Source organism: Streptomyces sp. SM10 (genome assembly GCF_002910915.1).
Classification (GTDB): domain Bacteria; phylum Actinomycetota; class Actinomycetes; order Streptomycetales; family Streptomycetaceae; genus Streptomyces.
This window is the reverse complement of the sequence record NZ_NEUF01000150.1, coordinates 43,032-62,566: the sequence shown is the minus strand read 5'-3', so window position 1 is coordinate 62,566 and position 19,535 is coordinate 43,032. Positions and strand designations below refer to the sequence as shown.

General features: G+C 71.6%; 15 protein-coding genes. 9 read left to right on the top strand and 6 right to left on the bottom strand.

Annotation, left to right across the window (positions count from 1 at the left end; translation table 11 throughout):
* Positions 1-104 precede the first annotated feature (104 nt).
* The gene (locus tag B9S57_RS23910; RefSeq protein WP_103517663.1) at positions 105-1,028 is read right to left on the bottom strand and encodes a Gfo/Idh/MocA family protein; all 924 of its coding nucleotides are present in this window, start codon (positions 1,026-1,028) and stop codon (positions 105-107) included.
* Positions 1,029-1,232: 204 nt separating this feature from the next.
* Here B9S57_RS23910 and glnII point away from each other — a divergent pair, with 204 nt between their 5' ends.
* From glnII to B9S57_RS23885, 5 genes are all read left to right on the top strand, one after another.
* A complete protein-coding gene (gene glnII, locus B9S57_RS23905; RefSeq protein WP_103517662.1) occupies positions 1,233-2,267 on the top strand; it encodes a glutamine synthetase in 1,035 nt (344 codons plus the stop codon).
* A 97-nt stretch (positions 2,268-2,364) separates the two neighbouring features.
* The gene (locus tag B9S57_RS35720) at positions 2,365-2,565 is read left to right on the top strand and encodes a hypothetical protein (RefSeq protein ID WP_103517661.1); all 201 of its coding nucleotides are present in this window, start codon (positions 2,365-2,367) and stop codon (positions 2,563-2,565) included.
* Between the two features lie 78 nt (positions 2,566-2,643).
* Entirely contained in the window at positions 2,644-3,264 is a 621-nt protein-coding gene (locus B9S57_RS23895) for a winged helix-turn-helix domain-containing protein (RefSeq protein ID WP_103517660.1), read from the top strand.
* 178 nt (positions 3,265-3,442) lie between these two features.
* On the top strand, positions 3,443-4,708 hold the full coding sequence (locus B9S57_RS23890; RefSeq protein ID WP_103517659.1) for a sensor domain-containing protein: 1,266 nt from the start codon (positions 3,443-3,445) through the stop codon (positions 4,706-4,708).
* Complete coding sequence (locus B9S57_RS23885; protein ID WP_103517658.1) at positions 4,693-5,340, top strand: response regulator transcription factor; 648 nt, start codon at positions 4,693-4,695, stop codon at positions 5,338-5,340. The genes B9S57_RS23890 and B9S57_RS23885 overlap by 16 nt, the downstream gene beginning before the upstream one ends.
* A gap of 25 nt (positions 5,341-5,365) precedes the next feature.
* Here B9S57_RS23885 and B9S57_RS23880 read toward each other — a convergent pair whose 3' ends face one another.
* Positions 5,366-5,848 carry a MarR family transcriptional regulator gene (locus B9S57_RS23880; RefSeq protein WP_103517657.1) on the bottom strand — a complete coding sequence of 161 codons (483 nt, stop codon included), beginning with the start codon at positions 5,846-5,848 and terminating at the stop codon, positions 5,366-5,368.
* A 69-nt stretch (positions 5,849-5,917) separates the two neighbouring features.
* Between B9S57_RS23880 and B9S57_RS23875 the strand changes: the two genes are divergently transcribed.
* A complete protein-coding gene (locus tag B9S57_RS23875; protein ID WP_103517656.1) occupies positions 5,918-6,463 on the top strand; it encodes a carboxymuconolactone decarboxylase family protein in 546 nt (181 codons plus the stop codon).
* A gap of 100 nt (positions 6,464-6,563) precedes the next feature.
* Positions 6,564-8,084 (top strand): DUF1996 domain-containing protein, encoded by a 1,521-nt coding sequence (locus B9S57_RS23870; RefSeq protein ID WP_103517655.1) that lies wholly within the window; start codon positions 6,564-6,566, stop codon positions 8,082-8,084.
* A 45-nt stretch (positions 8,085-8,129) separates the two neighbouring features.
* On the opposite strand, the gene B9S57_RS23865 is transcribed toward B9S57_RS23870, so the two are convergent.
* Positions 8,130-8,624, bottom strand: a complete 495-nt coding sequence (locus B9S57_RS23865) for a hypothetical protein (protein ID WP_181011447.1) — start codon at positions 8,622-8,624, stop codon at positions 8,130-8,132.
* Between the two features lie 106 nt (positions 8,625-8,730).
* On the opposite strand from B9S57_RS23865, the gene B9S57_RS23860 reads away from it, so the two are divergent.
* Both B9S57_RS23860 and B9S57_RS23855 read left to right on the top strand, forming a co-directional pair.
* Positions 8,731-10,650 carry a hypothetical protein gene (locus B9S57_RS23860; RefSeq protein WP_103517653.1) on the top strand — a complete coding sequence of 640 codons (1,920 nt, stop codon included), beginning with the start codon at positions 8,731-8,733 and terminating at the stop codon, positions 10,648-10,650.
* 85 nt (positions 10,651-10,735) lie between these two features.
* Positions 10,736-11,470, top strand: coding sequence for a TetR/AcrR family transcriptional regulator (locus B9S57_RS23855; protein ID WP_103517652.1), 735 nt, complete (start codon positions 10,736-10,738; stop codon positions 11,468-11,470).
* On the opposite strand, the gene B9S57_RS23850 is transcribed toward B9S57_RS23855, so the two are convergent.
* The 3 genes from B9S57_RS23850 to B9S57_RS23840 all read right to left on the bottom strand — a co-directional run bounded on the left by B9S57_RS23850 (position 11,455) and on the right by B9S57_RS23840 (position 19,123).
* Positions 11,455-11,805 carry a 5-carboxymethyl-2-hydroxymuconate Delta-isomerase gene (locus B9S57_RS23850; protein ID WP_103517651.1) on the bottom strand — a complete coding sequence of 117 codons (351 nt, stop codon included), beginning with the start codon at positions 11,803-11,805 and terminating at the stop codon, positions 11,455-11,457. The two genes, B9S57_RS23855 and B9S57_RS23850, sit on opposite strands and share 16 nt — an antisense overlap.
* A gap of 186 nt (positions 11,806-11,991) precedes the next feature.
* Entirely contained in the window at positions 11,992-17,304 is a 5,313-nt protein-coding gene (pulA, locus tag B9S57_RS23845) for a pullulanase-type alpha-1,6-glucosidase (protein WP_103517650.1), read from the bottom strand.
* A 97-nt stretch (positions 17,305-17,401) separates the two neighbouring features.
* Positions 17,402-19,123, bottom strand: a complete 1,722-nt coding sequence (locus B9S57_RS23840; RefSeq protein WP_103517649.1) for a carbohydrate-binding module family 20 domain-containing protein — start codon at positions 19,121-19,123, stop codon at positions 17,402-17,404.
* Positions 19,124-19,535 lie beyond the last annotated feature (412 nt).

Here is a 19,535-nt window from a genome sequence, read left to right as displayed (position 1 = left end):
CCGGCCTTCTTCCGGAGCGCCGTGCGCCGCTGACGGAGGCGGGCCTGCCGTTTCCGGCTCGCCCTGCCCGCCGCGGCTCGCGCCCGCTCCCCTCGGGGTCCGGGTCAGGCCCGCCCCAACTGTGCCTCGGCCTGGGCGAGGACCTCGGTGAGCCGCAGCCCGAACCTCGCGTCGCAGGGGTGCGCCGTCCCCGTGCGCGCCCCGTCGCTCAGCGCGTCCATGGCCGTCCGGAAGGCGCCGAGCGCGTCGCCGCCTCCCTCGGGCAGGGCCGTCACGCCCCGCTCGCCGCGGAATTCGACCTCCGTGCCCACGGCGCCCTGCGGCGCGTCCAGCGCCAGCGTGACCGTGCTCGACGCTCCGGAGGTGTGGCGCAGCAGCAGATGGGTGGCGTCGGCCGGGCCCCGGGCCGCGACCACCTGGGTCACGTCGCCCAGGACCGGGATGAGTACCGAGAGCGCGTGCGGGCCCACGTCCCACAGGCCGCCCTTCTCGCGGCGCCAGGGCGAGGCCGCGAACTCGTTGCTCGCCCCGGGCGCGAACAGCGCACCGATCCACTGGGCGCGGGCCGTGAACCAGCCTCCTGTCGCCGCCTGTTCGGCGATCCATCCCGCCGTTCCCCCGGCGAACCGCAGGGTGCAGAAGACCACGGAGGCGACCCGGGCCCGCTCGGCGGCGTCGGCCACCTCGCGGGCGCCCGCCACCGTGGTGGCGACCGGTTTGTCCAGCAGCAGATGGCATCCGGCCTCGGCGGCACGGACGGCCAGGGGTGCCTGGATGTCCGGCGGCACGGCGAAGGCCACCGCGTCGCTGTCGGCCAGGAGCGCTTCGATGCCCGCCTCACCCGTGTACGCCTGGGTCTCGTGGGCCCCGGCCAGCGCGTCCGCCGCTTCGGGGCGTCGGCCCCATATGCCGCTCAGTACGGCGCCGGGGTGCGCGGCGAGAGCGGGCGCGTGGGTCATGCGCGCCCAGGGGCCGGCCCCGACGAGGCCGATCCGGAGGGGCCCGGTGGAGGCTGCGTGTGTCGTCATGCAGCCAGTCTGCCCTCACCGGCCGGGGACCCGGAACGTATCCGGTGCGCCGCCGGGTGAGACGGCCCCCGGCGGTGGGTACCTGCCGTGCGACACCGTCGGGAAACCTCGGTAACACGGGGTTCACACTCGGGCAACGGTCGGGAAATCGCGTCTTGCCAAGCTGCGCGCCATAGACCGCAGCACCCGCAAAGGATGGCGTCCGTGACGTTCAAGGCTGAGTACATCTGGATCGACGGCACCGAGCCGACCGCCAAGCTTCGCTCGAAGACGAAGATCATGGCCGGCAGCCCCTCGCAGGGCGTGGCGGATCTGCCCGTCTGGGGCTTCGACGGTTCGAGCACCAACCAGGCCGAGGGCCACGCCTCCGACCGGGTCCTGAAGCCGGTCTTCGCGTGTCCGGACCCGATCCGCGGCGGGGACGACATCCTCGTCCTGTGCGAGGTCTTCAACATCGACATGACTCCGCACGAGTCCAACACCCGCGCCGAACTGCGCCCGGTCGCCGAGCAGTTCGCGGGCCAGGAGCCGATCTTCGGCATCGAGCAGGAGTACACCTTCTTCGACGGGCACCGTCCACTCGGCTTCCCCGAGGGCGGCTTCCCGGCCGCGCAGGGCGGCTACTACTGCGGCGTGGGCTCGGACGAGATCTTCGGCCGCGACATCGTCGAGAAGCACCTCGACAACTGCCTGAAGGCCGGCCTCGCCATCTCCGGCATCAACGCCGAGGTCATGCCCGGCCAGTGGGAGTTCCAGGTCGGACCGGTCTCCCCGCTGGACGTCTCGGACCACCTGTGGATCGCGCGCTGGCTGCTGTACCGCACCGCCGAGGACTTCAACGTCTCCGCGACGCTGGACCCGAAGCCGGTCAAGGGCGACTGGAACGGCGCCGGCGCGCACACCAACTTCTCGACCAAGGCGATGCGCGAGGGGTACGAGGCGATCATCACCGCGGCCGAGTCGCTCGGTGAGGGCTCGAAGCCGATGGACCACGTCAAGCACTACGGCGCGGGCATCGACGACCGTCTGACCGGCCTGCACGAGACCGCCCCGTGGAACGAGTACAGCTACGGCGTCTCCAACCGCGGTGCCTCGGTCCGCATCCCGTGGCAGGTCGAGCAGGACCAGAAGGGCTACATCGAGGACCGCCGCCCGAACGCCAACGTCGACCCGTACGTCGTCACGCGTCTGATCGTCGACACCTGCTGCACCGCACTGGAGAAGGCCGACCAGGTCTGATCCCCCGGTCACTCGCGAAGGGGCGCCCGCCTGACGGGCGCCCCTTCGGCGTACCCGGCCGCCGCCAGGACCGGGGACCACGGGGCGGACGGGGCTCGTGAGCAACCTGGCACGGCGGTCCGTCCCGACGGGTGGGAGAACCCTGCTGTGCGGCGGCGATCTCTGCTTCAATGGGGACATGGCCAGCTTCCAGCACACCGCGTCGGGTCGCAGCGACCTCGAGCCGTTCTGGCCCTCTCGTCAGCACCATGACTTCGACCGGGTGTGTTGCCGCGCGAGGAACGCGCAGGCCCTCTAAAGCCGTCTCACCCCGGCCTTCGGTCCGCGCGCACGACGTACGTCCTCGACGACTCCTCGCGCGAAAGAGCTGACCCTCATGGCGAACACCCGTACCCTCCCCACCGCGTCCGCCGCCACCGCGGTGCCCGCCGCGGCCACCACCACCGTCCGCGCCGCTCCGTCCTCCCACCGCCACCGGCTGCGCGCCGTCGACCGTGACGAGGTCGTCGGGCTCGCCGATGTGGCCGGCTTCCTGCCGCCGGGTGCCACCTGGCTGCCCGCACCCCCGCACACGCTGCCGGCCCTGCCGGGCCGGCCCCCGATGGTCGGCTACCTGGTGCTCGTGCCGGCGGACCAGCAGCCGGCCCTGGCCGGCGCCGTGGCCTCGGCCCGGCACGGGGAGCCCGTGCCGGAGCCGCCGGCCGATGTTCCGGCGAGCGGGCCGGTGCAGATCGACTCCACCCGGCGCACGGCCGCCGTGGACGGCACCGCCCTCGACCTCACCTACCTCGAATTCGAGCTGCTGGCGCACCTGGTGGCGCATCCGCACCGGGTGCACACCCGCGACCAGCTGGTGACGACGGTCTGGGGGTACGGGCATGTGGGCGACGGCCGCACCGTCGACGTCCATGTCGCCCGGCTCCGCCGCAAGCTGGGTGCGGAGCACCGCCGGTCGATCCAGACCGTGCGGCGCGTCGGCTACAAGTACACGCCCTGATCGCACCCAGCCGTACGGGAGGTCCCGGGGCCTGTCCCGGGGCCTCCCGCCCGCCCCGGGTGGTGGTGCCAGGTACACCCCCGTCGGGTGGTGGAACGGCTGACGAAGGCCCATCCGCACGGGCGAGACTGGACCCGGACGGGATCCGGCGGGGAGCCCGGCGAGGGGGGACACCATCATGAGTCCGGCAGAGAACCGGGTCCGGGCCGCGCTGCGGGCCGGCGGGCGGGCCATCGCCCTCTCCTTCGCCAGCATCGCGGGTTCCACCACTCTCTTCGTCCTGTCGGTCCTCTCCGTCTCCTTCATTTCGCTGGGCGTGGGGCTGGTCACCACCCCGTGGATCCTGGGGGCGGTGCGCAGCCACGCCGGCCGGCGCCGGGAGCTGGCGGCGGCCTGGTCGGACATCCGCATCCCCGTGCCCTACCGGCCGTTCCCGACGGGCCTGCGCACCGGGTTCACCGGGCAGGTCGAGCGCACCGTGCTGATGCTCAAGGATCCGGCGACCTGGCGGGATCTGCGGTGGCTGCTGGTCGACATGACGGCGGGATACGTGGTGCTGGTCCTCTCCTTCGCGCTGCTGGTGTACCCGGTGGAGGGACTCGTCCTGGCGGCGGGGCTGTGGCGGGTGTTCGAGGACAGCACGTACTGGTACGGCTTCGTGCCGGTCAGCAGCCAGGCGACGGGGCTGGCGGCCGCCGTGCTCGGGGTCGCGGTCTTCCACGTCGGGCTGTGGGCGAGCCGGCCGCTGCTGCGGCTGCACTTCGTGCTCGCCCGGTCGTCGCTGTCGCCCACTCCCGAGGAGCTCGCCCGGCGCATCGACCGCCTCACCGAGACACGGCACGAGGCCGTGGACACGGCGGCGTCCGAACTGCGGCGCATCGAGCGAGATCTGCACGACGGGGCGCAGGCCCGGCTGGTCGCCATGGGCATGAACCTCGGCACCGTCGAGGCGCTGATCGAGAAGGACCCCGCGCAGGCGAAGAAGCTGCTGGCGATGGCGCGTACGTCCTCCGCGGAGGCTCTCACCGAACTGCGGGACCTGGTCCGTGGCATCCACCCGCCGGTCCTCGCCGAGCGCGGTCTCGGCGACGCGGTGAGGGCGCTGGCGCTGCGGATGCCGCTGGCGTCCGAGGTCACGGTGGAGGTTCCCGGCCGCGCGGACGCCCCGGTCGAGTCGGCGGCCTACTTCGCCGTCAGCGAGACCCTGACGAACGCGGTGAAGCACTCCGGCGCCGACCGCATATGGGTGGACATGCACCACTCCGGGGGAATGCTGCGGATCTCCGTCACCGACAACGGCAGCGGCGGTGCGGCCGTCGGAGCCGGGTCGGGACTCAGCGGGATCGAACGCCGACTGGGTACATTCGACGGCGTACTGGCCGTCAACAGCCCTGCCGGCGGTCCCACCATGGTGACCATGGAGATCCCTTGCGCGTTGTCCTAGCCGAAGATCTCTTCCTGCTCCGCGACGGCCTCGTGCGCATGCTCGAAGCCTACGACTTCGAGATCGCGGCAGCAGTGGAGACCGGACCCGAACTGACCAAGGCGCTCGCGGAGTCGGAGCCGGACGTCGCCGTCGTCGACGTCCGGCTCCCGCCCTCGCACACGGACGAGGGCCTGCAGTGCGCACTGGAGGCCCGCCGCCGGAGACCGGGGCTGCCGGTGCTCGTCCTGTCGCAGCACGTGGAGCAGTTGTACGCCCGGGAGCTGCTGGCCGACGGCAACGGCGGCATCGGCTACCTGCTGAAGGACCGGGTGTTCGACGCCGACCAGTTCATCGACGCGGTGCGCCGGGTCGCCGCCGGCGGTACGGCGATGGACCCGCAGGTCATCTCGCAGCTGCTGTCCCGGCGCTCGGTGGACGCGCCCATGGCCGGCCTGACGCCGCGGGAGCGCGAGGTCATGGAGCTGATGGCGCAGGGGCGTTCCAACGTGGCGATCGCCTCGCAGATGGTGGTCACGGAGCGGGCGGTGGCCAAGCACACCTCGAACATCTTCAGCAAGCTCGGCCTGCCGGTGTCGGACGACGACAACCGGCGCGTCCTCGCGGTCCTCGCCTACCTCGACCGGGGCTGACCCGAGCGGCCACCAGCCCGGACGCTCAGCCCGTGAACCACCCCGCGGCGTCCAGCCGGTACGCGCCGGCGGGCGCCATCCGCCCGAGGTCCGCCTCCAGGGCCCGGACGCGCTCCGCACCGAGCGTGGCGACCCACTCCGCACGGATCCGGTCGAAGCCTTCGGCGGATCTGACCAGGACATCGACGCCGCGCGCGGTGAGTCTGACCAGCTTGCGCCTGCCGTCGGCGGGGTCGTCGGCCCGCTCCACGTATCCGAGGCTCTCCAGCTTGTCGACCGTCTTCCCGGCCGCCTGCTTGGAGACCCCCAGCCGCCGGCCGATCTCGCTGGCGCTCGCCCCGTCGCGGCCGACCGCCTGGAGGGCGAAGCCGTAGGCGGGGCGCATGTCCTGATGGCCCTGGGCGACCAGGTCGCGGTGGAGCGCGTCGATGACCGACCGGAAGCCCGCGAACAGCAGCAGCGGCAGCTCGAAGCCCGCCTCTCCCCCGCTGCCTCGCTCCTCACCCATTGCGCAACTCGACAACCTGGTTTACCTTTTCGTCAATCATGTTGTCGAGTTTACGCGAGGAGTTCCGCCATGTCCGCTCCGCACTTCCCCGAGCACACCCTCGACTCGGCGCCGCCCGCCGGCCGCCGCACCATGGAGGCCATGGCCGGGAGGCGGGGCGGCCGTGTGCCGTCCGCCGTGGCTCGGCTGGCCACCTCGCCGGAGACGCTCAACGGCTTCCTCGCGGCGAGCGCCGCCTTCGAGTCGAGCACCCTCGACCCGCTGTCCCGCGAGGTCGTGATCATGGCCATGGCCACCCGCAACGCATGCCACGTCTGCGTGGAGATGCACACGGAGAGACTGGTCTCGCTCGGCGCCGCACCGGAGCTCGTCACCGCGCTGCGGGCCCCCGGGGAGCAGCCCCTCCCGGACGAACGGCTGGAAGGAGTACGCCGGTTCACGCTCGTGGCCCTGGAGACATCGGGCGCGGTCGGGGACGACTCCCTGCGGGAATTCGCCGCCCTGGGCTACACCGCGCGCAATGCCCTGGAGGTCGTTCTCGGCATCGGCGCCTACACCGTCTCGACGCTGGCCAACCGGATGACGGGAGCGCCCGTGGGCACCGTGCCGGTGTGATCCGCCTCCATGGATTCTTCGGCGGTCTGAACAGGCGGGGCCCCTGGTCCGTATGGGACGTCACGCTTCTGACTCGAAGCACCGAAGCGGAGGAGTTCCCATGGGACGCACATCGCGCAGGAAACGTTCGACCACGGCCAACCGGGCGATCGCCGCCGCGGCCGCGCTGATTCTGGGAGGAGGTGGGCTGGTCGCCGTCAACGTCTACGCGAGTGCCGGCGAGGGCGGGTCCGGATCGCCTCCCTGGCAGGGCCGGAACGCGGCCCGCCAGATGTCCACCATCGACTGCCCGGACGCGGGGATCGCGCTTGAAGACGTGCCGGACCGGGCGCGGCCGGAGGTCGACCGCGAACTGGCCGCCATGGATACGCAGATCACCGACGCGTACCGGCAGTTCGCGGACCGCAGGGAGCGGATCGCCAGGGATCCGGCCCTCGCCGAGAACGCGGTGCTCGGCCCGCTGCGGAGCAAGCGGACGGCCAGCCTCGACCGGATCGGCATCGCCGTCGAACGGGTTGCGGGTGACCGGCCGGGGGACCTGGAAGGACTCGCGGGGTGCAGCATGCGCGCCGACGACGAGGACGGACAGGGCGGCGGGCAGGACGGGGACGGCTACGGGGGTGACGGCGGCCAGGATCCCACCGAAGGCGCCGACGCCGGCCAGGACGGCGGCCGGGAAGGGGACGGTCAGGGGGACGGCGACGGTCAGGGGGACGGCGGCCAGGGCCAGGAGGGCAACGGTCCCGAGGCGTCCGACTTCGTCGACATCGAGTCCGTCCAGCCGAACGTGGAGCGGCCCCGCAACCGTCGGGGCGCCTCCCGGGGCACCTTCACCACGGACTGCGGCCGCAACGAGAACGGCAAGTTCAACCCGGACAACGTCATCGCCGCTCCCGGCGTGAGCAACGGCGCCCACCACATGCACGACTACGTCGGCAACCAGGCGACCGACGCCTTCTCCAGCGACGACGATCTGGCCGGCGGCGAGTCGACCTGCCGCAATCAGGGCGACAGGTCGACGTACTACTGGCCCGTCCTGCGCCAGCAGAACGGGCAGGACGAGAACGACGTGGCGGCGGACGGCGGCGGCAAGGACCAGAACACCGGGGAGATCCAGACCCCTTCCCAGGTCACACTGAAGTTCGTCGGCTCCCCTGCCGGGAAGGTCACGGCGATGCCGCGCTTCCTGCGGATCATCACCGGGGACGCGAAGGCCTTCACCAACGGGGATGCCAACGCCAACGCGTCCTGGAGCTGCACCGGTTTCGAGGACAGGCAGCTCGCGGACAAGTACCCGATCTGCCCGGAGGGCAGCCAGGTGGTGCGGTCCTTCGCCTTCCAGAGCTGCTGGGACGGACGGAACACCGACAGCGCCAATCACCGCACCCATGTGGCGTTCGCCCAGGACGACGGCCGGTGCCCGGCCGGATTCAGGGCGATTCCGCAGCTCGTGCAGCGCATCGTCTACGACGTACCGCCGGGCCCCGGCTTCGCCGTCGACTCGTTCCCGGAGCAGCTGCACAAGCCGGTCACCGATCACGGTGACTTCATCAACGTCTTCGACGAGGCGCTGATGAAGAAGGTGGTGAGCTGCGTCAACGGTGGGCGCAAGTGCCGCTGACCCAGCGGCGCCGGCAGCTGCGCCTGCCCCTGTGAACCTGCGCGGTCAGCTCCCGTGGTGACCGGAGTGCCCTGTCTCGTTCCCCCCACCACCACTGTTCCCCGAGTGGTGCGACGAGGCGGCCTCCACCGTCCCCCCGAGCCGGCCGCGCAGTGCCGCGACCACGTCCGCGTCACCCACCGCGACCCACTTCCGGCCGACCAGGTACGAACCGCCGTAGTCGTTGGCCTCGTTGATCCACTCCCGCTGGCCGCGGTCGGTGGCGAAAGTCGCCAGCACGTAACGCCCGTCGCCGGTAGTGCAGTTGGCCTGACGGATCTCCTCGGCGTCGGTCTGCAGATTCGGCTCGCAGTCCACCTTCGACGCGAGCTGTTCCAGCGTCCCGCTCGCGGTCAGGGGCCCGGTGGGCTCCTTGTCGCCTTCCGCTCCCCCGTCGCACGCGGTGAGCACGCCGCACGCGGTGAGCAGGGCGAACCCCGTCAGCACGGCCCCCGATGCCCGGCGGGCCCGACCTCGTCGCCACTCACACCGTTCCACCATGCGGTCATCGTGCCCCGGCACCCACGGCTCGCGCCGGGAAACCGCGCAACCCGCTCCGGAGCGCGCGCCGGAGTGACCATCGCACCATTCGCTCGTTCAGCTGAACATGCCCCCACGACGAGCAGTACCGTCCGCCGGCCGCCCGTACGCGCAGTGGCCCGGGGAACGGGTCGAGGCCGCACCGGCCGAGCACTACGCCCGGCTGGTGCGGATCGCGTATCTCGTGCTGGCGCCCTCGCTCGGCCGCAACCGGCGGGTGCTGTCGGCCCACTGGATGGCTCAGCGGGCCCTTGCGGGCAGGCAGGGCGCGGACCCGGGCCGCGCCTACGCGCACGTACGCCTGCGGGTGGTGCGTTCCGCGCTGGAGGCGGGGCTGCCGCTCCTGCGGTTCGCCCGGCCCCGGCGTGCGCAGTTCCCGCCGGTGGTGCCGCAGGTGTGGGGGCTGCGGCTGTTCCCGCACTCCTGCGGGGCCGGCGAGCTGGCCCTGGAGCAGGAGCTGGCGTCGGTGTCGGGGCCCTGCCGGGCCGCCCATGTGCTGCGGGGGCTGGAAGAGCTCGACGACGCCGAGGTCTGCCGGGTCCTCGACGCGGCGGGTGTCGCCGACCCCAGGGCCGCGCTGCTGGAGGCCGGCTCCCTCACGGCGCCCCACACCCTGCTGGCCTCCCCGGAGTTCGACCCGTGTTCCCTGCAGGTCAGGCCGACCGACCCGGCCCGTCGCGGGCGGCGCACGCGCACGGTCCTGGCCGGCGTCGGCGCCCTGCTGGTCTGCGGGACATTGCTGCTGATGCCGGGGGACGGCCTGGGCGGCCCGAGCGCGTCCTCCGCGCCGCTCTACGCGCGCCACCGGACGGCTCAGCAGGCCCTGGACCCTGCCGCCCTGCACCGGGTGCCCGGGGGGCTCTGGCGAGGCTCGGCACGGCGGGACTTCACGGTCTGGCCGACGCGCGGCGACCGGACCGGGGACACCCGTCTGCTGGGACGCGCCCTCGCCGCGTGGGCCCGCCCCGGCCCCGCCGTGGTCTCCTCGGCGACGCCCGGTACGCCGGACGGTCCGCCGATGGGGCCACCGCAGCTGCTGTACGCGGGCGAGGTCGGGGAGGCGGCGGTGGTGCTGTTCCACGACGGCCTGCGTGTCGTTCGGTACGCCGAGCCGCGCAACGCCGATCCGTCCCGGGGTGCCGCGCTGGACTTCGCGAGGGTCGACGGCGCGGACGCGGTGGCGGCCAGTGCGCTGGTGGTGGAGCGCCGGGCGGGCCGGATCCGCTATCTGACCGCGCCGTGGGTGCGGGAGGCCGGCGTGCGGGACCTGCTCGCACCGCACGCCGTTGCCCGGCCGTTGTCCCGTGACCGCCACGGGGTGACGGACCCGCTGGCGGGGCCGGGGACGGAGGAGGGGGGCCGGGCGGACTGCCGTTCCTGGCGGGCCCTGGAGGTGCGGGACGGCGCCGCCGCACGGCTGATGACGGATCTCGGTGAGCTCACTCCCGTGCGCCTCACGTCCGGCACACCCTCCGCTCCCCACGACGTCACCGGCCGGGCGGAGCGGGAGAGCTGGGCGCGCACCGCCTGTCTGCTGCCGGCGGTGCGGTCCACCGGCGTCCGCTCGGTGAATTCGTGGCCGTACGCGAAGCAGCGGCTGCCGGAGGGCGGGGGCGACGCGCTGTGGTTCTGCACGAGGGCCGACACCTGGCGGGGTTCGGGCAGCAGAGTCCTGGCGCAGTTCCAGGCGCCGCCGGAGCTGTCGGGGGGCGCCGGTGCGCCGGGAGCGGTCGCGGCCCGCGCGGAGGACTCGCCGGACTGCGGGATACGCAGGCCCCGCGTGCTGGCGGGCGTGCTGTGGAAGTCGGACGGCGGGCGATGGTACGTACTGGCGGCGGGTTCAGAGCAGTTCGCGTCCCTGACCGCGACGGGCGGGGCGACGGGCCGGGTGGACGGACGGCTGCTGGCGCTGCCGACCAGCAAGGGCGACCGGCCCAGGCTGGACGGGCTGCTGGCGGACGGCAGCCGGGTGGACTCCCTGCGCTGAGCCGTGGGAAGGCCGGGGCCCTCGGCAACTGCCCGGTGGGAGTGCGGAGGAGGCCCGCCCGCCGCGCCCCGTTAGGCTGTTCGGCATGACGACCGGGGTGCGGCGCAGGATGGGCGTCGACGAGCGCAGGGCCCAGTTGATCGGTGTCGCGCTGGAGTTGTTCAGCCATCGTTCGCCGGACGAGGTGTCGATCGACGAGATCGCGGCGGCGGCCGGTATCTCGCGCCCGCTCGTCTACCACTACTTCCCGGGGAAGCGGAGCCTCTACGAGGCGGCCCTGAAGCGGGCCGCCGACGAGCTGGCCGGCCGCTTCCTGGAGGCGCACGAAGGGCCCCTGGGAGCACGGCTGACCCGGGTGATGCGCAGGTTCTTCGACTTCGTCGAGGAGCACGGTCCGGGCTTCGCCGCGCTGATGCGGGGCGGCCCCCAGAGCGGCTCGTCCACGGCCGACGCCCTGGTCGACGGGGTGCGTCAGGCCGCCTACGAGCAGATCGTCGCGCACCTCGGCGTCCCGTCCCCGCCCGCCCGGCTGGAGCTCGTCGTGCGGTCCTGGGTCTCGCTGGCCGAGTCGACGGCGCTGCTCTGGCTGGACGGGAGGCGCATCCCGCGCGCCGAGCTGGAGCTGCAGCTGGTGCACGACTTCGCGGCGCTCACCGCGGTGAGCGCCGCCTACGACCAGGAGGTGGCCGGCATCGCGCTGCGGATCTTCGCGCAGGAACCGGCGGACGGCCCGTTCGGCGACCTGCTGGCCAGGCTCTCCGCCCTGGCGCCCGCCGCACCGGCCGTTCCGCCGCAGCGCCTGTCTCAGCCCTTGCGGTAGGACGGGTCGAGGTCCCTGACCTCGGCGGAGGCGTGGACGGCGAGGCCGTCGACGGGCTTCAGGTGGCCGGCCAGAAGCTCCAGCACGGCTTCGGTGAGCTGCGCCTTGATCTCGGGGGTACGGCCCGGCAGCATCGCGATCGAGACGTTCACGATCGAGTCGCCCGTCGCGGCGTCACCGACGACGGAGTCCTCGGCCCGCCGGAAGCGGGTCTTGCAGGCGGGGATCTTGGTGGACACGGTCTCGGCGACGAGCGGGTGCAGGGCCAGCGCGAAGCCGCGGCGGTCGAAGCTGTCGTCGAGCTCGGCGGAGTAGTCGACGGTGATCTGCGGCATCAAGCGCTCCTGGTTGCGGGTCGGTGTGGTACGCATACGTGTACGACGTGCATGGACGTGTACGACGTCAGCTTCCCGTGATCGCACCGCCCGCACAAGGGAGTCCCGCCGAGCGGACCGGCCGGCCCCCCGCTCCGGCCCCGAGGAGGGCGCGGAGCCGGGGACCGGCCGTCGGGGAGAGGGACGTCAGCGCGCGGAGAACACGGCGACCGTGCGACCCGGCACGGTGAAGCTGCCCGACCTCCCTTCGTACGAGGACTTCCTGACCACGGCGTCCGCGCCCGATGCCTGGACGGGGTGCAGGGCGTACGCCTTTCCGGCCAGGCCGGGGACGACCTGGCTCTGCGTGTCCGGGGTGGCGTTCATGACGACGACCAGGCCGCCCAGGCGCATCGTGATCACCCCGGGGGTCTCGTCCTTGCCGGAGAGCGGGAAGGACAGGGCCTCCTGGACCTGCCCGGTGGTGGCCAGGCCGAAGTCCTTCTCACCGGTCCGGATGGTCAGCAGGTCCTGGTACGCGGCGGACGCGCCCGTGATCTCGGCGCACCCGGGGGTGAGTTCGGCGGAGGTCAGCAGCGGCCTTCCGTAGGACCACTTGTCCTTGTTGTCGGCGGCGGGCGGCAGCCCCCGGCCGAAGCCGTTGCCCTTGCGGCAGTCCCAGTGCAGGGCGTTGAACCAGTCGCCGCTGTCGTAGGAGTTGCGGTCCAGCGACTTGGAGCGCAGCAGGTCGGTGCCGGCCTGGGAGAGCGCCGGCCCCTGCGAGAGCACGGCGGTCGCCATCGCCACGACCTGCATACGGGCCCTCTCGGCGGCGGTGGTGTCCGCCGGGAGCTTGAAGGCGAGGGCGTCGTAGAGGGTCTCGTTGTCGTGGGCGTCTGCGTAGGCGAGCGCGTCGCCGGGTGCCGCCGCGTATCCGGCGGGGGCCCCGTTGTAGTCGACGGCCGAGCCCTTGACCGTGCGGCCCTGGCTGTCGGTGAAGGTGTAGTCGGCGAGGTTGCCGGTGAGGCCGACCTTGATCAGGTCCTGGTAGTGGAGCAGCCGGGCCTTCTGTTCGGCCGCGGTGCCGTTGGCGGGCGAGGGGTTGGGGTCGGTGTAGAGGCCGGAGGCGAAGCCCTGGACGCCGGGGTCCGTATCGAAGGGGCCGCCGCCGCGCACGGCGTCGCGGGCCCGGTCGGAGAAGGTGGCGATGCCGGTGCCGGCCATGTTCTTCTGGGTGGCCTGGACGAAACGGGCGTCGTCGGCGATCTCACCGAAGTTCCAGCCCTCGCCGTACAGGATGATCTTCTTCCCGTCGACGCCGTCCCTGGCAACGGTCAACTCGTCGAGCGCCTTGCGGACCGCCAGGATGTTCGCCTTGGGGTGGTGGCCCATGAGGTCGAAGCGGAAGCCGTCGACCTTGTACTCCTTGGCCCAGGTGACGACCGAGTCGACGACGAGCTTGCCCATCATGGTGTTCTCGGTCGCGGTGTTGGCGCAGCAGGTCGAGGTGGCGACGGTGCCGTCCTCGAGGAGCCGCTGGTAGTAGCCGGGCACGATCCTGTCGAGGACGGACCTGTCGTCCTGGCCGGAGGCGACGGTGTGGTTGTAGACGACGTCCATGACGGTCCGCAGACCGGCGTCGCCCAAACCCTGGACCATCTGCCGGAACTCGGTGGTGCGCTTCGTGCCGTCGGGGTCGGAGGCGTAGGAGCCCTCGGGGACCGTGTAGTGCAGCGGGTCGTAGCCCCAGTTGAAGGCGTCCTTCGCGGCGGCCAACGCGGTGCAGGCCTGCTGCTCCTCGGAGTCGGGGGCGTAGACGGACAGGTCGCAGGCGGGCTTCTGCTGGTCCTTCTTCTTCTCGGGGATCGTCCCGATGTCGAAGACGGGCAGCAGGTGCACGTAGCTGGTACCGGAGTCCGCGAGCTCCTTGAGGTGCTTCATCCCGTCGGAGCGGGTGTCGGTGAAGGCGAGGTACTCGCCGGGGTGCTCGGAGGTCGGGTCCGTGACCGAGAAGTCACGGACGTGCAGCTCCTGGATCTGTGCGTCCCTCAGCGGGACGGCGGTGGGCTTCTTCAGTGTGGACCAGCCGCGCGGGGCGAGCTTGGGGTCGTCGAGGTCGACGACGAGGCTGCGGGCGGAGTCGGCGGTCAGGGCGGTGGAGTAGGGGTCGGTGACCTTGTTGGTGACCATCTTCCGGACGGTGGGCGCCCAGACGTTCACGGCGTACCTGTAGGGCTTGCCGTTCCAGCTCCTCTTCCCGGTGACGGACCAGACGCCGGTGCGGTCGTCGCGGCGCATCGGGACGGTCCTGCCGTCGAGTTCGAGCGCGACGGTGCGGGCGGTGGGTGCCCAGACGGAGAGCGTGGGGCTGCCCTTGCGGAAGACCGGGCCGAGCGCGGCACCGCTCGCGGCCTTGCCGTACAGCTCGTCCAGGACACCGGCGGTCTGTACCCCGGTGGCGGCGAGCAGGGCGCCGTTCGCGGCACGCTGGGTGGCGATCAGCTGGCCGCGCAGGGACTCGCGGACCCTGTCCCGGTCGCGGGTGTCGACGGTGAAGGCCGGGTACTCCTTGAGGTGGGGGTACTTCGTCTTCTGCGCGTCGGTGAGTTGCGTGGCGCCGAGCCGGAGCCACTGCCCCTCGTCGGAGAGCGCGCCGTCGACGACGGAGATGCCGCCGTCCTTCGCGTACACGAGCTGCTGGCTGGTGGCGTCGGTGGCCTTGACCTTCCAGACGACGGTGTCCCCGTCGATCCACTGCGCCTCGGCCTTCGTGAGGTCGGGCGTGGGCACCCCGCCGGCCTGCGGCAGCAGGTAGCCCGGCTTCCCGCCGAGCATCCAGACCTCGTGCCCGTACGAGGCGATGTCGAGGGACTGGTCGCTGGGCAGATCCTTCTCGTCGCCCTTGTGGAGGATGTAGCTGAGCGAGGTGGCGCCGTCGGTGAGCGGCACCTCGAAGGTCACGCCGTAGGCGTCGGTCCTCACGGGCTCCAGGGGCTTGGCCCAGTCCGTGGGCGAGGCCGCACCGGTCCAGGTGTGCAGGCCCCAGCCGTCGTAGTCGCCGTCGGCGCGGTGGTAGTGCAGGACCGCCTTGCCGGTGTCCTGCGGCGTGGTTTCGGGAGCCTCGGTCGCCTGCTCGTCCTTGCCCTGCTCGATCCAGACCTGGCCGGTCCTCGTGAGGTCGACGGTGCGCTCGGGGCCGTCGGCAGTGCCGTCCTTCTCGACCGTGTACGGAACGGAGGAGGTGCCCTCGGCGAGGTCGATCCAGGCGAAGGCGCCGTAGGCGTCCCGGCCGATGAAGTCGGCGGTCGCGTCACCGGACTTCAGCTGCCAGCCCTCGTAGTCGCCGTCCGCGCGCCTGTAGTGGACGACGGCCTGGTCGCGGTCGACGGCGACGGGCTTCGCGGCGGGCGGCGCCTGGCCCGCGGTGGTGGAGGCGAGGGCGCTCGTGGTGCGCCCGGCGCGGTCGACGACCACGGCCTTGTAGCGCAGTGCCGTCCCGGCCTTCACCGAGCCGTCCAGGTGCTGGGTGACCTTGTACGGGGCGTGGTCGGCGGAGCCGAGGGTGGTCCACTTCCCGTTGCCGGTCTGCGCGGCGAACACGACGCGGTTCAGGCCCCCGCCGTCCACGTCGGCGCTGATCTCGACGGTGCCGGTGGCTCCGGCGGCCGGGGCCTGCAGGGCGATCGAGGGCCTGGAGGCGGGGGCGCCGAGCGGCTTGTCGGCGCGGAGCACGATGCTGGAGAGCGCGGGAACGGTCACCTTGACGGACTTGTCCGCACCGCTGCGTACGGCGCCGGCACCTCCGTACAGCGTCCGGAAGTTCATTGCGGCGGACTCGGTGGGGATCTCGACGGTCTTCGCCTCGGCGGAGTTGTTGGTGGCGACGAGGTACTCGTACGGCTTCTTCGCGTCGGTGCGCGAGAAGGCGTAGACCGAGTCCTTGGCATAGCGCTCGGTCTGCGTGCCGTCGCGCAGGGCCCGGTGCTCCCGGGTGAGCTTCGACAGCTCGGCTGTCGCCCGGTAGAGCGGGTGGGACGTGTCGTACGCGTCGGAGGCGTGCGTGCGGTCGGTGCCGATCTGGTCGTCGTCGAGGTAGTCCGCGGTCTTCGAGGCGAAGAGCGTCTGACGGGCGTCCTTGTCACCACCCGCCCCGGTGTAGCCCTGCTCGTCGCCGTAGTAGACCACCGGGTTGCCGCGGCCGAGGAACATCAGCTCGTCGGCGAGGCGGGCGCGCTTCACGAGTTCGGCGTCGGAGGCCGTCGGGTTGTCCTGCTTCAGGAAGGTGCCGATCCGGCCCATGTCGTGGTTGCCGAGGAAGGTCACCTGCTCGTAGGCGTTGGCCTTGTCGGTGGTGTAGCGGTAGTCGTCACCGTAGACGGCGGCGAGCTTCGAGGCCGGGGCGCCCTGGGAGGCGTACTGCCGGGCGGCTTCCTGGAAGGGGAAGTCGAGGGTGGCGTCGAGCCTGCCCCGCGTGACGTAGGGCGAGGTGATCGCCGTGTCGGCCGAGTAGACCTCGCCGAACATGAAGAAGTCGTCCCTGCCGTGCTTCGCCGCGTATCCGTCGAGCGCGGTCGCCCACTGGGTCCAGAAGTCCAGGTCGACGTGTTTGACGGTGTCGATGCGGAAGCCGTCGATGTCGAAGTCGCGGACCCACTTCTCGTAGATCTTCTCCATGCCGGAGACGACCTCGGGGCGTTCGGTCCACAGGTCGTCGAGGCCGGAGAAGTCGCCGTACTCGGTGGACTCGCCGGCATAGGTCGAGTCGCCCCGGTTGTGGTACATCGTGGTGTCGTTGAGCCAGGACGGGACCTTCTTGCCGGTGTTCTCGGGTGTGTACGGGAAGGAGTCGGCGTCCACCTCCGTCCTGCTCATGCCCGCCGCGTCGTAGAAGGGGCGGCCGTCCTCGTCGAGGTACGGGAAGGCGCCCTTGGGCTTGTAGCCGTACTTCTTCTCGGCGTAGTCGACGGTGTCGGCGGTGTGGTTGGTGATGACGTCGAAGAAGACCTTCATGCCCTTGCCGTGGGCCTTGTCGATCAGCTTCGTCAGGTCGGCGTTGGACCCGAAGTGGGGGTCGACCTGGGTGAAGTCGGTGATCCAGTAGCCGTGGTAGCCGGCCGAGGCATGGTCGCCGGTGCCCTGCACGGGGCGGTTCCTGAAGATCGGGGCGAGCCAGATCGCGGTGGTACCGAGGCCCTTGATGTAGTCGAGCCGCTGGGTGAGGCCCTTGAGGTCTCCGCCCTGGTAGAACCCCTTGTCCGTGGGGTCGTAGCCGGTCTCCAGCCGGGAGCCGGTCAGCCCGCCCCGGTTGTTGGAGGTGTCGCCGTCGGCGAAGCGGTCGGGCAGCACGAAGTAGAACTGCTCGCGCGTCAGGTCGTGCCTGGCCGGCTCCTTGGCGAGGGCCGCGTCCGAGGGCGGCGCGGGGGGTCTGGGCGCGGCGGACGCGGTGGCCGCCGGGACGACGGGCAGCAGCGCCGCGCACAGTGCGGCGACAGCCCCCCGCCGGAGGGTGGTTCGGGACACGGGAGGGTACTCCTCGGCTTTCGGGGATCGGGCGGGGTGGAGCGGTGCGGGCCGGGGACGCTCACCCTCGCGTCCCCGGCCCGCAGCGTGTGTGTGATCAGCTGCGCCAGACGTCGGCGGTCAGCGTGACCTTTCCGGAGGACGGCACGGTGGCGGCGCGGTTCGCGCCGCTCTCCCAGGTGACGTTGCCGCTCGCGTCCTTGCGGAGGTACTTGTACTCGAACGCCGTGCCGGCGGGCAGGCTGACGTCGAGCTTCCAGACGGGGTACGTCGCCGGGTCGAGCTTCAGCGCGCTCCCGGGGGCCCAGTTGCCGAGGGCGGCCTGGTTGCCGGTGACGTAGATGTTCTGGCCGAGCTGGGTGGTGGCGTTGACGCCGAAGGAGGCGCCGGACTGACCGGTGCCGGGGTCCGGGGTCGTGCCGCCGGTGCAAGTGCGGGCGCCCACGTGCAGGGCGAGAGCGGTGTCGGCACCGAGGGTGGCGGTGAACTGTCCGGAACCGTTGACGGTGACGCCGTTGCCGGTCTGGACGTCGCAGTAGTCGCCTGCGGGCAGCGACGTCTGGAAGGTCCGGGTCAGCGAGGAGCCCTGGTGGTTGATGGCGACGTAGGCCTTGGAGCCCCGGCCGAAGGCGATCCGGTCGCCGCCGTTGTCCCACCAGTTCGAGACGGCCTGACCTCGGGCGGCGTTGCGGAAGCCGACCATGGAGGAGATCTCGCGCCAGGCGTGCTGGCACTTCCATCCGTCGCTGTAGCAGGCGTTCACCTGGCCGCCGTTGGGCGGTCCGGCATCCTTGTCGGACCACTCGTAGCCCGAGTGGACGTCCGGGGAGCCGTAGGGGTAGGCCAGCATGAAGACGCTCGCGAGGGTGTAGTCGGCGCCGTTCTTGTAGTTCAGCGTCTCGCCGTTGCGCTCCGTGTCGTGGTTGTCGACGAAGACCGCCGACTTGCCGGACTCCATGAAGCCCCAGCCCTCGCCGAAGTTCTTGAGGTTGGCGAGGCTCTCGTCGAGGAAGGTCTGCTTGAGGCTTCGCGCGTAACGGAATTCCTGGACGTCGCCGGTGCCGAGGTACTCGGAGGGCGAGACGGCCTCGCCGGCGCCGTAGATGGCCTCCTGCTTCCAGTAGACGCCGGAGTTGCCGAGCCGGGACTTGATGTTGGCGAGGTCGCCGGCCGGCATGTGCTTGGCCGCGTCGATCCGGAAGCCGTCGACACCGAGGGAGAGCAGGTCGTTGAGGTAGCCGGCGATCTTGCCGCGTACGTACTCCTCGCCGGTGTCGAGGTCGGCGAGGCCGACCAGCTCGCAGTTCTGGACGTTGGCGCGGTCGCCGTAGTTGTTGATCTGCGACTGGCAGTCGTTCATGTCGTTGACCGAGTAGAGGCCCGGGTAGTCGTACTTGGTGTACGAGGAGCCGCCGGTGCCGGTGCCGGATCCCGCCGACATGTGGTTGATGACCGAGTCGGCGATGACCTTGACGCCGGCGCTGTGACAGGTGCCGACCATGTTCGCGAAGGCCGCACGGTCACCGAGACGGCCGGCGATCTTGTAGCTCACGGGCTGGTACGAGGTCCACCACTGGCCTCCCTGGATGTGCTCCTGGGGCGGCGAGACCTGGACGAAGCCGTAACCGGCGGGGCCGAGGCTGTCCGTACAGGCATTGGCCACGGACGCGAACTTCCACTCGAACATCACGGCGGTGACGTCCTTCTCGCCGGGCGGTGCGGCCTGGGCGGTCCCGGCGGCGCCGAGCCCCGCGGGGACGGCGAGGACAGCGGCGCCCAAGGTGAGGGCGAGCGCGCCGGACAACGGTCTGCGGGCCATGACGTTCCTCCTGCGGGGGGGGAAGTGCGGGGATGGCGGAGCAGCCTCACCGGGCAACGCGCCGTGCCGTCAAGGCTCCTGAAGGTTCTTGCAGCAAGAATGCAAAACCTGGGGTGCAGCAGACCGTACGAGTCGCACCTGCCCCGGTCAACCCTCTGGACACGACGCGATCACACCCGGCTCACATCGACGAAATCTCGGAGATTTCTTCCTGCAAGGACTTACGCAAAATATTGCGGTCCTGTTAAGTTCGTCCCGACTCCGGCCCGGTCGGCCGGGGGGCCGGTACACGGACCCCACGCGCCCGGCCGGCCGGGCCGGTCACGCCGAGGAGAGGCCCCGAGGTCGCTTCCCCGCCGGCCCATCCCGGGCCGACTTCGGGGCCTCTCCTGCGCGTTGCCCGCTAGAATCA

Bases quoted from the DNA above. Each gene is read 5' to 3' on its own strand.
- B9S57_RS23910 (WP_103517663.1), bottom strand. From the start codon at position 1,028: ATGACGACACACGCAGCCTCCACCGGGCCCCTCCGGATCGGCCTCGTC.
- B9S57_RS23895 (WP_103517660.1), top strand. From the start codon at position 2,644: ATGGCGAACACCCGTACCCTCCCCACCGCGTCCGCCGCCACCGCGGTG.
- B9S57_RS23890 (WP_103517659.1), top strand. From the start codon at position 3,443: ATGAGTCCGGCAGAGAACCGGGTCCGGGCCGCGCTGCGGGCCGGCGGG.
- B9S57_RS23880 (WP_103517657.1), bottom strand. From the start codon at position 5,848: ATGGGTGAGGAGCGAGGCAGCGGGGGAGAGGCGGGCTTCGAGCTGCCG.
- B9S57_RS23875 (WP_103517656.1), top strand. From the start codon at position 5,918: ATGTCCGCTCCGCACTTCCCCGAGCACACCCTCGACTCGGCGCCGCCC.
- B9S57_RS23870 (WP_103517655.1), top strand. From the start codon at position 6,564: ATGGGACGCACATCGCGCAGGAAACGTTCGACCACGGCCAACCGGGCG.
- B9S57_RS23865 (WP_181011447.1), bottom strand. From the start codon at position 8,624: ATGGTGGAACGGTGTGAGTGGCGACGAGGTCGGGCCCGCCGGGCATCG.
- B9S57_RS23860 (WP_103517653.1), top strand. From the start codon at position 8,731: ATGCCCCCACGACGAGCAGTACCGTCCGCCGGCCGCCCGTACGCGCAG.
- B9S57_RS23855 (WP_103517652.1), top strand. From the start codon at position 10,736: ATGACGACCGGGGTGCGGCGCAGGATGGGCGTCGACGAGCGCAGGGCC.
- B9S57_RS23850 (WP_103517651.1), bottom strand. From the start codon at position 11,805: ATGCCGCAGATCACCGTCGACTACTCCGCCGAGCTCGACGACAGCTTC.
- B9S57_RS23840 (WP_103517649.1), bottom strand. From the start codon at position 19,123: ATGGCCCGCAGACCGTTGTCCGGCGCGCTCGCCCTCACCTTGGGCGCC.